This is a genomic window from Kitasatospora sp. NPDC058162 (assembly GCF_042884005.1).
Lineage (GTDB): Bacteria > Actinomycetota > Actinomycetes > Streptomycetales > Streptomycetaceae > Kitasatospora.
The window spans coordinates 153401-166740 of sequence record NZ_JBHVUS010000004.1 but is presented as its reverse complement, the minus strand read 5'-3'; the positions used below and the strand labels follow the sequence as shown (position 1 = coordinate 166740).

Genomic DNA, 13340 nt, shown 5'->3' with positions numbered 1-13340 from the left:
GGTTCCAGCTTGGCGGGGCGGGCGGTGCCGGGGGGATGGTGGCGGCCACCGGACCGGGGGTGGGGATTCCCCCCGGTCGGTCGAGTCGGGCCTGGTGCGGGCCCGGTGGGGTGGGGGACGGTGGTCAGCCGACCTCGTCCGGGCCGGTGAAGTCGGGCGGGGTGTAGCCGGGGCCGGTGAAGTCGGGCGGGGTGAAGGCGGCGGGGCGGGGGCTGCGGCCCGCGGGGTCGGTGATGCCGTCGGGGCCGGGGCTGGTGAAGGCCGGCGGGCTGTAGCCGGGGCCGGTGAAGTCCGGGCTGGTGAAGCCGGGGGCCGGGCGGCCGGCGACGGCGGGCAGCCGGCTGTGGAGGTAGGGCAGCAGGCCGTGTTCGCGCAGGGCGGTGCGCCACTCCGCGCGGGCGGCGGCGAGTTCGGCGGCCAGCTCGGGGTCGGTCCCGGCCGGGACGGCGGCGGCGCCGTCGCGTAAGGCGGTGAGCAGCAGGCCGATGACGCCGACGGCCATGGCGGCGACCCCGGCGGCCAGCGCCACCCAGCCGGCGGTGACCATCGAGCGGGCGAGGACGAGGCGGGAGTCGGTGGCGCGCATCAGGTAGCCGACGAGCAGCAGGACGAGTGCGGCGGCCCAGGCGAGGATCGGGGTGAGCACGGTGAGGACGGGGAACAGCCCGGCGCCGCCGTTGGCGGAGCGCAGCTGGCTGAGCAGGCCGGGGGCGTACGGTTCGACGTCGGCCGCCGGCGGGGGCGTGGCGCGCAGGTTCTCGCGCAGCGCGGTGTAGTGGGCGTACTCGGTGGCGGCGGCCGTGTTGACGGTGTCGGCGTCGCGCAGGGCGAGGACGCGGAGCTGGTCGGTGCTGAGCGCGCCGGGGGCGCGCAGGGCGGTGAGGACGGTGCGGTCGCGCAGGGCTTCGCCGAGGAGGCGCTCGTACTCCGGGCGGTCCTCGGCGAGCAGCGGCGGGGGGTTGGACATGGGGACCCCGTTCATGCGGAACCCCCGGCCCGGCGGCGAGGACGCGGGGCCGCATCGAGGACGCGGGACACCCTCAGGACGCCGGGGCGGGCGCGGAGGCGGGCCGCCGGACGGGCGGCCGGGTGTGGTGTGCCTCATGGTAGGGGCGGGTGTGCCCGGACTGACAGTAGGTTTCCGGAACTTCGCGCCCCGGGCCGCGCGCGTGCGGGGACGCGAGCGCCGGGAACAACTGTTCCATTGGTGCCGATGAGTGAGGGGACATCAGGGTTGCTCGGCAGGGCCGAGCTGATGGTCGGACCGTCAGATCGGCAGTCGCGCGACCAGCAGCCGGCCCTCCATGGTGACCCCGCCGTCCATCGCCACCGCCAGGTCGTCCGCGTACACGTAGGGCCCCGGGATGTGCGGCGGCTGCCCGTCGTCCGCGTGCACCGCGCCGGTGAGGTACGGGATCGGGCTGTGCCCGTGCACGATCCGGGCGCCGCCGAAGGTGTCGAGCAGCTCGTGGACGGCCGTCGGCCCGGCGTCGCCGCGGAAGGCGAAGCGCTTGGTGAAGCGGCGGAAGCAGTCCCACCACTCGTCCACGCTGCCGTCGGCGAGCAGGCTGTGCACCGCGTCGTTGACGTCGGGGATGGACTCGCCGTACTCCAGGTACGCGGTGGTGTCGGAGTGCAGCAGCAGGTGCCCGTCCTCCAGCCCCATGGCGGGCAGTCGGGAGAGCCAGCTGATGTGGTGGGCCTCCAGCCGGTCCAGGTCGTTCTGCTGGCCGCCGTTGAGCCGCCAGGCGGCGAGGAAGGAGGCGGTGCCGGCGGTGGACTGGACGGGCTCGTCGCCGTACTTGGCGGCGCCGAGGAAGAGCAGTTCGTGATTGCCCATCAGGGCGCGGCAGTAGCCGCCGGCCGCGGCCGCCTCGGCGGCGAGCTGCATGACCAGGTCGATGACGCCGATGCCGTCCGGGCCGCGGTCGGTGAAGTCGCCGAGGAACCAGATCCGGGCGCGGCCGGCCGACCAGTGGCCGCCGTCGTCGATCAGGCCCTGGTGGTGGAGTTCGGCGCGCAGCTCCTCGAGGTAGCCGTGCACGTCGCCGACGACGTAGACCGGGCCGGGGGGCTCGCCGGGGCCGGGGGCCGGGTACGGGTAGGTCGGCGCGGCGGGGTCGGGCAGCGGCGGGCCGAGTTCGATGGTCGGCGGGTCGTCGCGGTCGGTGAGCTGGTCGCCGCGCTGGTCACCGAGGTGGTCGCCGCGCTGGTCACCGAGGTCGCCGAGCTGGAGGGCGGGGGAGGGCTGGTCGGGCAGGGTGGGCTCGTAGCCGGGGTGGTCCTGGGGCTCGTAGCCGCCCTCGTAGCCGACCTGACCGTGGTTCTGCGGGTGCCCCTGGTCCTGGCCGGGCCCCTGGGCGTGGACGGTGTGGCCATGCCCCTGGCCGTCCGGCCAGTGCTGTTCCAGGTAGCGGGCGCCGCCGTAGCCGCTGTAGGTCTCCGCTTCGTACGGGGTGCCCTGGTAGCCCGGGGCGGGCTCGGGTTCGTAGTAGGTGCCGTAGGGCAGCACGTCGAGGTCCGGCTGGTGGCGGGGGCCTGAGTGGGGGTGCTCAGGTCCGGGGAAGCGGTCCTCGGGTGTCATTCGCCCATCATAGGAAGACCACTCTCCCGCCGTCGTCACCTGGTGGGTATCCAATCCTCCGGAGCGTCAGCCGGGCGGTCCCGCAGGGTCCGTTTTGCCCCGACTCGGTAGGGTCTCGTGGGTTTTTCGTGGGCGCACCGGCGGCTGTTCGTCGCCCTCCCGCCCGCTGCGCTACACCTCGCCCGGGGGGCGCGGCGGGCTGATGGTGGTGCGCGGACTGCGGCGCTGGGAGGAGGCGCGGACGATCAGTTCGGTCGGCATCAGGGTGCCCGGGGGCGGGCCGGTGCCGGCGGTGCGGAAGCGCGGCGGGAAGAGCCGGGCGATGTCCACGCCGGTGCCGGAGTCGACTCCCTCGATGGCGTCGATGAGGAGGTTGACGACGGTGGTGCCGATCTTGCGCGGTTTGAGCGAGAGGGTGGTGATCGGCGGTTCGGTGGTCGCGTAGACGTCGCTCTCGCTGCAGCAGACCAGCAGCAGGTCGTCCGGCACCCGCAGGCCGTACCGGCGGGCGGCGGCCAGCAGGTCGGTGCCGTTGGGGTCGAACAGGCCGTACACCGCGTCCGGGCGGTCCGGGCGGGCGAGCAGCCGGTCGGCGGCGACGGCGCCGGCGGCCGGGTCGTGCGCGGGGTAGGCCTCGTACACCGGCTCCTGGCCGACCTTGGCGCACCAGGCGAGGTAGGCCTCGGTGGAGAGCCGGGTGTAGGTGTCGGTGCTGGTGCCGGTGAGCAGGCCGATCCGGCGGGCGCCGGCTTCGGAGAGGTGGTCGAGGATGCCGAGCACCGCGGCCTCGTGGTCGTTGTCGACCCAGGCGGTGACCGGGCAGTTGCCGGGCTTGCCGTCGCTGACCACCGGCACGCCGGACCGGTACAGCTCGCTGACCAGCGGGTCCTGGTCGGGCGGGTCGATCACCACGGTGCCGTCCAGGGCGATGTTGCCCCAGACGTCGTGGCGGGAGGAGGCGGGCAGCACCACCAGCGCGTAGCCGCGGCCGAGGGCGGCGCTGGTGGCGGCCCGGGCCATCTCGGCGAAGTAGGCGAACTCGGTGAAGGTGAAGGGTTCTTCGCCGTACGTCGTGACGGTCAGCCCGATCAGGCCGGACCGTCCGGTGCGCAGGGTGCGGGCTGCCGCCGAGGGGCGGTAGCCGAGGCGCTCGGCGACCTCGCGCACCCGGCTGCGGGTCTCGTCGGGCAGGCGGCCCTTACCGTTCAGCGCATCGGAGACGGTGGTGATCGACACTCCGGCGGCTGCTGCCACATCCCGGATGCCGGCCCGCTCCAGACGCCGTGAGGTGGTGGGACGCCGACCGCTCTGGTTGGCTGCTGCTGTCATGGCGGACCGATCGTATGGCTCCTGACAAGGGTCTGTGACCGGCGCATCGGGAGCCTTCGGAGATACGTTTCTCCAAGAGTGAGCCGGGGTGCGCCCCTTCGATACCCTCCCGAAACCAGCCGACTTACCTCTGACATGTGCCAAAGGAACCGGGCAGAATGGCTGATCTGCGCCTGTAACCCGTCCGGGCAACTCACTCCTACGGGTGAGGGCGGTCGGTATCGTGCAAGGCACCCGACCGGGGTGGTCCGGGCGCGTTCCGAGAATCCCCGGAGCGGAGCCAGGTCCCGCGGTACGGCGGCGATCCCGACCGTACGAGGACGGGCGGACCGGCAGAGAAGACGAAGGAGTACGACCGTGAGCAGTGGTACCTCAGCCCAGGGCCCGCGCCTGCGCCCGAGCCTGGACGGCATCCCCACCTACAAGCCCGGCAAGCCGGCCGGCGCCGATGCCTACAAGCTGTCCTCGAACGAGAACCCGAACGACCCGCTGCCCGGCGTCCTGGAGGCGGCGGTCGCGGCGGCCGGCTCGTTCAACCGCTACCCGGACATGGGCGTCAGCGAGCTGACCGCCGTCCTGGCCGAGCGCTTCGGCGTGCCCGCCGAGCACATCGCCCTCGGCACCGGCTCGGTCGGCGTCGCCCAGTCGCTGCTGCTCGCCACCGCCGGCCCGGGCGACGAGGTGATCTTCGCCTGGCGCTCCTTCGAGGCCTACCCGATCATCACCCAGATCGCCGGTGCCACGCCCGTCCCGGTCCCGCTCAAGGCGAACGGCGACCACGACCTGGACGCGATGCTCGCCGCCGTCACCCCGGCCACCCGGCTGATCTTCGTCTGCAACCCCAACAACCCCACCGGCAACGTGATCCACCGCGCCGAGCTGGAGAGCTTCCTGGACGCCGTCCCCGGCGACGTCCTGATCGTCGTCGACGAGGCGTACATCGAGTTCATCCGCGACGCCGAGGTGCCCAACGGCATCGACCTCTACCGCGACCGCCCCAACGTCTGCGTGCTGCGCACCTTCTCCAAGGCCTACGGCCTGGCCGGTCTGCGGGTCGGCTTCGCGATCGCCCACGAGCCGGTCGCCAACGCGCTGCGCAAGACCGCCGTCCCGTTCGGCGTCAGCCAGCTCGCCCAGGACGCCGCCGTCGCCTCGCTGCGCGCCGAGGAGGCGCTGCTGGAGCGGGTCGAGGCGCTGGTCGGGGAGCGCACCCGGGTCGTCGCCGGGCTGCGCGCCCAGGGCTGGGACATCCCGGACTCGCAGGCCAACTTCGTCTGGCTCGGGCTCGGCGAGCGCTCGCAGGACTTCGCCGCGGCCTGCGCGGCGGCCGGGGTGATGGTCCGGCCGTTCCCGGAGGGCGTGCGGATCTCGATCGGCGAGACCGAGGGCAACTCGATCTTCCTGGCGGTGGCGGAGGCCTTCCGCAAGGAGATCGACGGCTGAGGTCCGGCTGAGGACCTTTGCTCTGTAGGGGCGCACTCCGGTCGGGGTGCGCCCCTGCGGCGTTCCCGGGTGCGGGCAGTGCTGATCTGAGGGCCGTCTGAGGAAGCCCTCCCGGATGGCCGGGGATCGCTGGGAGGACGCTGGGAGTTCGGCCAACGACCGCCCACGGCCCGGCCAAGCCGCCCGCACGGGCTGGTTGATATGGGCGTGATGTCCGGATCCGGCCGGTCAGTCTTCTCCCAGCCGGTGCCCAGGGCGCCGCAAGAGCGCCCGGCGAAGCTGTGCGCCATGAAGGTGTTCCCACGGCGGCGAGGTGCCGTCCTCGTCAACTCCGCGCTCGGCGTGGCCCTGCTGGGCGGTGCGGCCCTGGTGTACACCACGGTCGACGGCAGCGGCGGCACGGCCGCCGCCAAGCCGGTCGCCCGGACCGCGACCGTCACCAAGGGGACGGTCCTGGCCACCGTGTCCGGAACCGGCACGCTGGCCTCCCCGACCGACGCGGCCCAGGACTTCACCACCGGGGGCCGGCTCACCGCGGTCAAGGTCGCGGTCGGCGACGTCGTCAAGAAGGGCCAGCTGCTGGCGACGGTCGACACCACGGCGGCCCAGCAGCAGGTGGACGCCGCCCAGTCGGCCCTCACCACGGCGAACGCCAACCTCACCAAGGCGCAGGCCGGAGTCACCACCACGACCACCGAGCCGCTGCCCGGGGCCACACCCCCGGCGAGCGGCGGCAGCGGCAGCGGTGGCGGTCGCGGGGCGGGCGGGAGCAGTACGCCCGCCCCGCAGACCACCACCATCACCACCACCAAGGTCGACGACGCGGCCGTGGCCCAGGCCCAGCAGCAGGTCGCCACAGCGCAGACCAACCTCACCAACGCCCAGGCGGCGCTGACCGGGACGACGCTCACCGCCTCGGTGGACGGGACGGTCGCCTCGGTCTCGGCGAAGGTCGGGGACACCGTCGGGGCCACCGCCTCCGGGTCCTCGTCCGCCTCCTCCGCCAAGTCCACTGGCAGCAGCGCCGGTTCGGGCACCCCGAGCGGCTTCATCGTGCTGACCAACCCGACCGGGATGCAGGTCACCGCCAACTTCTCCGAGCTGGACTCGCTCAAGCTCAAGAAGGGCGAGGCGGCCACCGTCACGCTGAACGCCCAGTCCGACACCAAGCTCAACGCGACCGTCCTGTCGGTCAGTTCGCTGCCGTCGAGCAGCGGGAGCGGCGCGGCCGGCGCCTCCGCCGTCCAGTACGCGGCCACCCTGCAGCTCAACGGGGACACCAGCACCCTGCGCACCGGCCTCAGCGCGACCGTCCAGGTGATCACCGGCGAGGCGGACAACGCGCTCTCGCTGCCGACCTCGGCGCTCTCCGGCACCGGGACCTCGCGCACCGCCACGGTGGTGCACACCGACGGCAGCACCGAGCGGGTCGATGTCGGCGTGGGCGTCGAGGGCGACAGCACCGTGCAGGTGGTCTCCGGACTCCAGGCGGGCGACAAGGTCCAACTCCCCACCACCAGTGGCACCAACGGCTTCCCGAACGGCTCCTTCCCGGGCCTGGGTGGCGGCGGTGGCGGCCGGGGCGGCAACGGCGGTGCCGTCGGCATCCCGGGCGGCGCCGGTGGCGGCGGTGGCGGTGCGGGTGGCGCCGGTGGCGGCGGCCGGGGCGGTAAGGGCTGAGCATGCAGCACGTCATCGACAAGCGCGTCCCCGCGCACCCCGTACCCGTGATCCGGATCAGCCGGCTCACCAAGTCGTACGGGCACGGCGACGCCACCGTGCACGCCCTGCGCGGCCCCTCCCGGCCCGGGACGGACCAGCCGGCCGGCGTCGACCTGGACATCGCGCAGGGCGACTACGTCGCGGTGATGGGCAGTTCGGGCTCCGGGAAGTCCACCCTGATGAACATCCTCGGCTGCCTCGACATCCCCACCTCCGGCCGCTACCTGCTGGACGGCACCGACGTCGGCCACCTCGACGAGCAGCAGCTCGCGCTGGTCCGCAACCGCAAGATCGGCTTCGTCTTCCAGTCCTTCAACCTGGTGCCGCGCACCACCGCCCTCGCCCAGGTCGAGCTGCCGCTCGCCTACGCGGGCGTCCGCGCCGCCGAACGCCGGCGGCGGGCGATGGCCGCGCTGTCGCTCGTCGGCCTCGGCGAGCGCGCCGGGCACAAGCCCAACCAGCTCTCCGGCGGCCAGCAGCAGCGCGTCGCGGTCGCGCGGGCGCTGGTCACGGCGCCCGCGATGCTGCTCGCCGACGAGCCGACCGGCAACCTGGACAGCCGCTCCACGGAGGAGGTGCTGGGCCTGATCGACGGGCTCAACGCCACCGGCCGCACGGTCGTGCTGATCACCCACGAGGACGAGGTCGCCCAGCACGCCAAGCGGGTGCTGCGCCTGGTCGACGGGCAGATCGTCAGCGACGTCCGGCAGGCGCCGGTCGACGGGCCCCCGCCCGCCCTGCGCCGGGCGGGGGTGCCGGCGTGATCCTCTGGCAGACGCTCCGCTTCGCGGTCGGCGGCCTGGCCGCCAACAAGGTGCGCTCCGCGCTGACCATGCTGGGGGTGCTGATCGGTGTCGCCTCGGTGATCCTGCTGCTCGCGGTGGGCAACGGCTCCTCCCAGGCGGTCAAGGACTCGATCACCTCGCTCGGCACCAACTCGCTGACGGTCAGCGCCGGTTCGGCGGCCGGCGGCTCGCGGGCCACCTCCTCGGTGAAGAAGCTGACGGTCGCCGACGCCAAGGCGCTGGCGAGCGACGCCGATCCGTCGGCGGTCAAGTCCGTCGCACCGGTGGTCACGACGAGTGCGACGGCGCTGTACGGGAACGTCTCGTACAGCCCCGGGTCGGTGGTGGGCACGTACCCCGCGTACTTCGAGACCTCCAACCAGAAGGTCGCGCACGGGGATTACTTCACGGACGACGACGTACTCGGCTCGCGGAAGGTCGCGGTGCTCGGCGCCACGACGGCCAAGCAGCTGTTCGACACCGAGGACCCGGTCGGGAAGAAGATCGTGCTCGGCGGGACACCGTTCACGGTGGTCGGCGTGCTGGCCGCCAAGGGCGGCAGCGGGTTCACCGACCCGGACGACGTGGTGATCGCACCGCTGCCGACCGTGCAGAACGCGTTCACCGGGTTCGGGGCGGTCAACCAGATCCTGGTGCAGGCTTCGTCCGCCGACACGACGACGGCGGCGCAGAGCGAGATCACCCGGGTGCTGCTCGGGACGCACGCGATCACCGACCCGACGAAGGCGGACTTCCGGATCACCAACCAGGCTTCGCTGCTCACCGCCCGGGAGAGCACGACGAAGACCTTCACCGTGCTGCTCGGTGCGGTGGCGGCGATCTCGCTGCTGGTCGGCGGGATCGGGATCACCAACATCATGCTGGTGACGGTCACGGAAAGGACCCGGGAGATCGGCATCCGCAAGGCGCTCGGCGCCCCTCGGGCCGTGATCCTCGGGCAGTTCCTCACCGAGTCGACGCTGCTGTCGGTGATCGGGGCCGGGTTGGGCGTGGCGGCGGGGATCGTCGGCTCGCACTTCAGCATCGTCGGCATCAAGCCGGTGGTCATCCCCGAGTCCGTGCTGGGCGCCTTCGGCATCGCCGTCGCCATCGGACTGTTCTTCGGCAGCTACCCCGCCAACCGGGCCGCCTCGCTGCGGCCGATCGACGCCCTCCGGCACGAGTAGGAGCACTTCTTCGATGGAGCACGACGAACAGGTCGCCCTGCTGGCCACCCCGCCGGACGCGCGGGACGTGAGCGCGGAGCTGGCGGCGCCGCCGCGGCGGAAGCTGCCGTGGCTGTCGCTGGTCCTCGCGGGCGGCGTGATCGCCACGGGGGCGTTCGCGGGCGGGGTCTGGTACCAGCAGGGGCAGGGCGGGACCAGCGCTGCCAAGCCCTCGGCTCGGGCCGCTTCGGCGGCCGGCCCGGCGGCGGGTGGCGGGCAGGGCACTGGGCGCCGAGGGGGTCAGGGCGGCCAGGGCGGTGCTCAGGGCGGCTTCGCGCGCGGCACGGTCAAGGCCGTCGACGGCTCGACCGTGTACCTGACCGATGCGAGCGGCAACACGATCAAGGTGACGACCGGGGACTCGACCAAGGTCCAGCTCAACAAGGAGGGCAAGGTCGCCGACCTCCAGCCCGGCCAGAGCGTGACCGTCGTCGGCACGCCCGACGCGAACGGCGGCTACAACGCCACCCAACTCATGGAAGGCGCCGCTACGGGCGGCTTCGGTGGTGGTGGCGGTGGCGGCGGCGGTGGCTTCGGCGGCGGTGCACCCAGGAACCCGTCCGGCGGCTAACCCGGAGCCGACGGACGCCGCTTCGCCCCGCTGGACTCACCCAGCGGGGCGAAGCGCTGCCGGGGAACGGGACGTTACTTGTGATGGTCGACGAGACTCCAGAACTCGAATGATCACTGACGACTCGTCGTTGGCGTCGACTTCCCGACCAGCCTCGAGATCACCTCCCCCGAGGACGCCCCGTCCTACCTCGACATCCCGCTGCACCCGGTGGACTGACCCGGAGTGGGTCTGGCCCCACCCCGGCTGTGGGGTCAGACCCGTGTCGGGTTGATCGCGGTCTCCGTAGATTCGTAATCACCACGACACGGAGGACGGAACAATGGCGATCACGGCGACGGCGGACCTGGGCAACTCCCGTACGGACGAGGCCTTTTCGACCGCGAAGAAGTGCATCACGCTGTTCGGTGCGATCGGCGCGATCACCCTGGCGACCGTCGCGGTGATGGCCTTCGCCGGGCACGAGACCACCCCGTTCATGTGGATCCGCGGGGCCATCCTCCCCGCTCTGGCGCCGGTGCTCCTGCGCATCGCCGACCGCGCGGCCGGCGGCGAGTACAAGGCCTTCGACCGGATCCGGGCCGTCTCCACCGTGATGCCGATCGCGATTCTCGGCGTCGACCTCATCCCCGGCGTCTGCCCGGCCTGGTACGCCGTCCTCCAGGGCCTGTCCGCCCTGGCCGTCCTGCCCATCGCCTTCCTCACCCGCACCAAGGCCATGGCCACCGCCTTCCCCAAGCCGTGACCACCCCGAAGCTGCGGCGGCCTCTTGCTTCCCCCGGGCAAGAGGCCGCCGCTGTTTGATTCACCAGTTCCGCGCGGTTGGCCCTGGACGCCGCACCAGTAGTCCCTACGATCCACCCGTTGCTTCAATTCGGACCGCCTCGCGCAACCCCGACACGGAGGAACCGGCATGGATCTGCGAAAAGCGCTGCTCATCGGCGCCCTGATCACCATCGCGGTGCCGGGCGGCACGGCGTACGCCAACAGTGCCGCCGTCACGGTGCAAACCCCGGGTGCCACCCTCGGCCCCACCGCCATCGACTCGTCGATCTCCACCAGTGCCAGCTGCACCAGCGGCCTGGTCTCGGCGGGCGGCATCGACCAGGCCACCGGCACCGGCACCGGCTCGAACGGCAACCACGTCCTCGGCACCGAGCCCAGCCCGGACGGGACCACCGAGTACACCGGCACCACCGGCGTCGTCGGCACCGACCTCACCCACTGGATCGCCAAGGGCGGCAGCGGCGGCCAGCTCAACTCGGCCTTCTCCACCACCCCGTACGCGCTGTGCCTGACCAGCAGCCTGATCAACCACACCCAGGTGGTGATGAACAAGGCCAACACGCCCACCACCGCGACGACCGTCGGCCTGGTCACCGCGAGCTGCCCGTCCGGCACCGCCCTGCTCGGCGGCGGCGCGCTCGTCACCCCGGGCAACACCGGCAACCTGAAGGCGATCGCGAGCTTCCCGACCTTCAACGACAGCGCGCACGACTTCGGGAAGAAGGCCGCGGCGGACGGGGACACCAACCCGGACTCCTGGACCGCGGTCGGCTGGGACAACAGCACCAACGCCTCCAACGAGACCTACGCGTACGCGATCTGCAGCGGCAGCGGCATCAACGTCAGCGGCGTCACCGTGAAGGTCCGCTTCGCCGAGGCGAGCGGCCCGTCCACGGGCTCCACCGGCCAGACCACCACCGTCAGCTGCGGGAGCGGCGACGGGACGCTGGTCAGCGGCGGCGCCGCGATCAGCGGGGGCAGCGTGACCAGCACCGACTTCACCGGCCCCGGTTCGGCGGGCGACCACCTCAACGGCAGCTACCCCAGCGACTCCTCCGGCAACCCGGTGGGCAACGGCACCACCAGCGCCGCCTCCTGGACGGCCTACACCCACACCGGCGGGATGGGATCGAGCAGCACCCACTCCGACGCCTGGGCGCTGTGCGCCAACGACGGCGTCTGAGCCGCTCCTTCTCGAAAGGCCTGAAAGGTACGAACCCGATGACCATGAAGAGACCCGCCCGGGCGGCCACCCTGGCGAAGGCCGCGATCCCGGCCGCGCTGCTCGCCCTCGCCGTACCGCAACTCGCGTACGCCGACACCGCCGACGTCACCGTCGCCTCCCCCGGCGCCACCATCGGCCCCGGCACCCCGTTCACCGGCGTCTCCGCGCACGCCGACTGCCCGGACGGCCTCGTCTCCGGCGGCGGCATCACCCAGACCACCGGCGACGACCGGGCCGGCAACGGCAACCACGTCATGGGCGTCGCACCCGGCTCGGACGACCTCAGCGAGCTCACCGGGACCCCCGGGATCGTCGGCCAGGACGTGACCCACTGGCTCGCCTTCGGCGGCAGCGGCAGCAACTACAGCCCCGACTTCTCCACCACGCCGTACGCGCTGTGCCTGTCCAGCAACCGGATCCGGCACACCCAGGTCGTCATGAACAAGATCGCCGGGCCGACCGTCTCGCAGACCGCGAAGCTCGTCACCGCCACCTGCCCGACCGGCACCCTGCTGATCGGCGGCGGCGCCCGCACCACCCCGGCGAGCGTCGGCAGCCTCAAGCCCATCGCCTCCTTCCCCACTTTCGACGACGACGCCCACGACCACGGGCAGATCGCCGCCGCCGACGGGGAGACCAACCCCGACTCCTGGACGGCGGTCGGCGGCATCGGCGGCGGCCGCGACGCCGGCAACACGACGTACGCCTACGCGATCTGCAGCGGCGACGGGGACCACGTCAAGGGCATCACCACCGAGGTGCGCTTCGGCGAACTGAGCGGGCCGACGGTGGCCGGCACCCACCAGACGGCGACGGTCGGCTGCGACTCCCCGGGCTCCTCGGGCTCCCCAGGCGAGTGGCGTCGGCCCGGCGGATGGCACCTGCTGAGCGGGGGTGCGGCGGCCAGCGGCGGCAATGTGACGACCGCCGACTTCACCAAGGCCGGCTCCGGCGGCACCCACCTCACCGGCAGCTACCCCGGCGACGCCTCCGGCACCCCGGCCACCGACGGCTCCGCCGATCCCACCTCCTGGACGGCCTCCGTCCACGTCGGCGGCTCCCCCTCACCGGCCACCTACACCGATGTGTGGGCGCTCTGCCTGGACACCCGCCACGGGGCGGGCAACCGGCGGTAGGGGTGTGGGTCTGGCCCCACCCCGGCTGTGGGGTCAGACCCGTGTCGGGTTGATCGTCGGCTCCGTAGATTCGTACTCACCACGACACGGAGGACGGAACAATGGCGATCACGGCGACGGCGGACCTGGGCAACTCCCGTACGGACGAGGCCTTTTCGACCGCGAAGAAGTGCATCACGCTGTTCGGTGCGATCGGCGCGATCACCCTGGCGACCGTCGCGGTGATGGCGTTCGCCGGGCATGCGACGACCCCGTTCATGTGGATCCGCGGGGCCATTCTCCCGGCCCTGGCGCCGGTGCTGCTGCGGATCACGGACCGCGCGGCCGGCGGGGAGTACAAGGCCTTCGACCGGATCCGGGCCGTCTCCACCGTGATGCCGATCGCGATCCTCGGCGTCGACCTCATCCCCGGTATCTGCCCGGCCTGGTACGCCGTCCTCCAGGGCCTGTCCGCCCTGGCCGTGCTCCCCATCGCCTTCCTCACCCGCACCAAGGCCATGGCCGCTGCCTTCCCCAAGCCGTGACCACCCCCA

Annotated in this window: 12 protein-coding genes; 9 read left to right on the top strand and 3 right to left on the bottom strand. The window is 72.7% G+C overall.

What is annotated here, in order from left to right:
* Positions 1–124 precede the first annotated feature (124 nt).
* The 3 genes from ACFVXG_RS09885 to ACFVXG_RS09875 form a co-directional block, all read right to left on the bottom strand.
* Positions 125–967, bottom strand: a complete 843-nt coding sequence (locus ACFVXG_RS09885; protein WP_387926019.1) for a hypothetical protein — start codon at positions 965–967, stop codon at positions 125–127.
* A 300-nt stretch (positions 968–1267) separates the two neighbouring features.
* On the bottom strand, positions 1268–2584 hold the full coding sequence (locus tag ACFVXG_RS09880; RefSeq protein ID WP_387926017.1) for a metallophosphoesterase: 1317 nt from the start codon (positions 2582–2584) through the stop codon (positions 1268–1270).
* Positions 2585–2755: 171 nt separating this feature from the next.
* Positions 2756–3913, bottom strand: a complete 1158-nt coding sequence (locus ACFVXG_RS09875; protein WP_387926015.1) for a LacI family DNA-binding transcriptional regulator — start codon at positions 3911–3913, stop codon at positions 2756–2758.
* A 357-nt stretch (positions 3914–4270) separates the two neighbouring features.
* On the opposite strand from ACFVXG_RS09875, the gene hisC reads away from it, so the two are divergent.
* The 9 genes from hisC (at position 4271) to ACFVXG_RS09830 (ending at position 13331) form a co-directional block, all read left to right on the top strand.
* On the top strand, positions 4271–5356 hold the full coding sequence (gene hisC, locus ACFVXG_RS09870; RefSeq protein ID WP_387926013.1) for a histidinol-phosphate transaminase: 1086 nt from the start codon (positions 4271–4273) through the stop codon (positions 5354–5356).
* Between the two features lie 288 nt (positions 5357–5644).
* A complete protein-coding gene (locus tag ACFVXG_RS09865; protein WP_387926011.1) occupies positions 5645–7036 on the top strand; it encodes an efflux RND transporter periplasmic adaptor subunit in 1392 nt (463 codons plus the stop codon).
* Positions 7037–7038: 2 nt separating this feature from the next.
* Complete coding sequence (locus ACFVXG_RS09860) at positions 7039–7842, top strand: ABC transporter ATP-binding protein (protein WP_387926009.1); 804 nt, start codon at positions 7039–7041, stop codon at positions 7840–7842.
* Positions 7839–9050, top strand: coding sequence for an ABC transporter permease (locus tag ACFVXG_RS09855; RefSeq protein ID WP_387926008.1), 1212 nt, complete (start codon positions 7839–7841; stop codon positions 9048–9050). The genes ACFVXG_RS09860 and ACFVXG_RS09855 overlap by 4 nt, the downstream gene beginning before the upstream one ends.
* Positions 9051–9063: 13 nt before the next feature.
* Positions 9064–9660, top strand: a complete 597-nt coding sequence (locus ACFVXG_RS09850; protein ID WP_387926007.1) for a hypothetical protein — start codon at positions 9064–9066, stop codon at positions 9658–9660.
* 322 nt (positions 9661–9982) lie between these two features.
* The gene (locus ACFVXG_RS09845; protein ID WP_387926006.1) at positions 9983–10405 is read left to right on the top strand and encodes a hypothetical protein; all 423 of its coding nucleotides are present in this window, start codon (positions 9983–9985) and stop codon (positions 10403–10405) included.
* Between the two features lie 168 nt (positions 10406–10573).
* Complete coding sequence (locus ACFVXG_RS09840; protein WP_387926004.1) at positions 10574–11629, top strand: hypothetical protein; 1056 nt, start codon at positions 10574–10576, stop codon at positions 11627–11629.
* A 38-nt stretch (positions 11630–11667) separates the two neighbouring features.
* Positions 11668–12807 carry a hypothetical protein gene (locus ACFVXG_RS09835; protein ID WP_387926002.1) on the top strand — a complete coding sequence of 380 codons (1140 nt, stop codon included), beginning with the start codon at positions 11668–11670 and terminating at the stop codon, positions 12805–12807.
* A 101-nt stretch (positions 12808–12908) separates the two neighbouring features.
* Complete coding sequence (locus ACFVXG_RS09830) at positions 12909–13331, top strand: hypothetical protein (RefSeq protein ID WP_387926000.1); 423 nt, start codon at positions 12909–12911, stop codon at positions 13329–13331.
* Positions 13332–13340 lie beyond the last annotated feature (9 nt).

What these genes read in the sequence shown, in the direction of transcription:
- ACFVXG_RS09885 (WP_387926019.1), bottom strand. Translation starts at nt 967, where the DNA reads ATGTCCAACCCCCCGCCGCTGCTCGCCGAGGACCGCCCGGAGTACGAG.
- ACFVXG_RS09880 (WP_387926017.1), bottom strand. Translation starts at nt 2,584, where the DNA reads ATGACACCCGAGGACCGCTTCCCCGGACCTGAGCACCCCCACTCAGGC.
- ACFVXG_RS09875 (WP_387926015.1), bottom strand. Translation starts at nt 3,913, where the DNA reads ATGACAGCAGCAGCCAACCAGAGCGGTCGGCGTCCCACCACCTCACGG.
- ACFVXG_RS09865 (WP_387926011.1), top strand. Translation starts at nt 5,645, where the DNA reads ATGAAGGTGTTCCCACGGCGGCGAGGTGCCGTCCTCGTCAACTCCGCG.
- ACFVXG_RS09860 (WP_387926009.1), top strand. Translation starts at nt 7,039, where the DNA reads ATGCAGCACGTCATCGACAAGCGCGTCCCCGCGCACCCCGTACCCGTG.
- ACFVXG_RS09850 (WP_387926007.1), top strand. Translation starts at nt 9,064, where the DNA reads ATGGAGCACGACGAACAGGTCGCCCTGCTGGCCACCCCGCCGGACGCG.
- ACFVXG_RS09845 (WP_387926006.1), top strand. Translation starts at nt 9,983, where the DNA reads ATGGCGATCACGGCGACGGCGGACCTGGGCAACTCCCGTACGGACGAG.
- ACFVXG_RS09840 (WP_387926004.1), top strand. Translation starts at nt 10,574, where the DNA reads ATGGATCTGCGAAAAGCGCTGCTCATCGGCGCCCTGATCACCATCGCG.
- ACFVXG_RS09835 (WP_387926002.1), top strand. Translation starts at nt 11,668, where the DNA reads ATGACCATGAAGAGACCCGCCCGGGCGGCCACCCTGGCGAAGGCCGCG.
- ACFVXG_RS09830 (WP_387926000.1), top strand. Translation starts at nt 12,909, where the DNA reads ATGGCGATCACGGCGACGGCGGACCTGGGCAACTCCCGTACGGACGAG.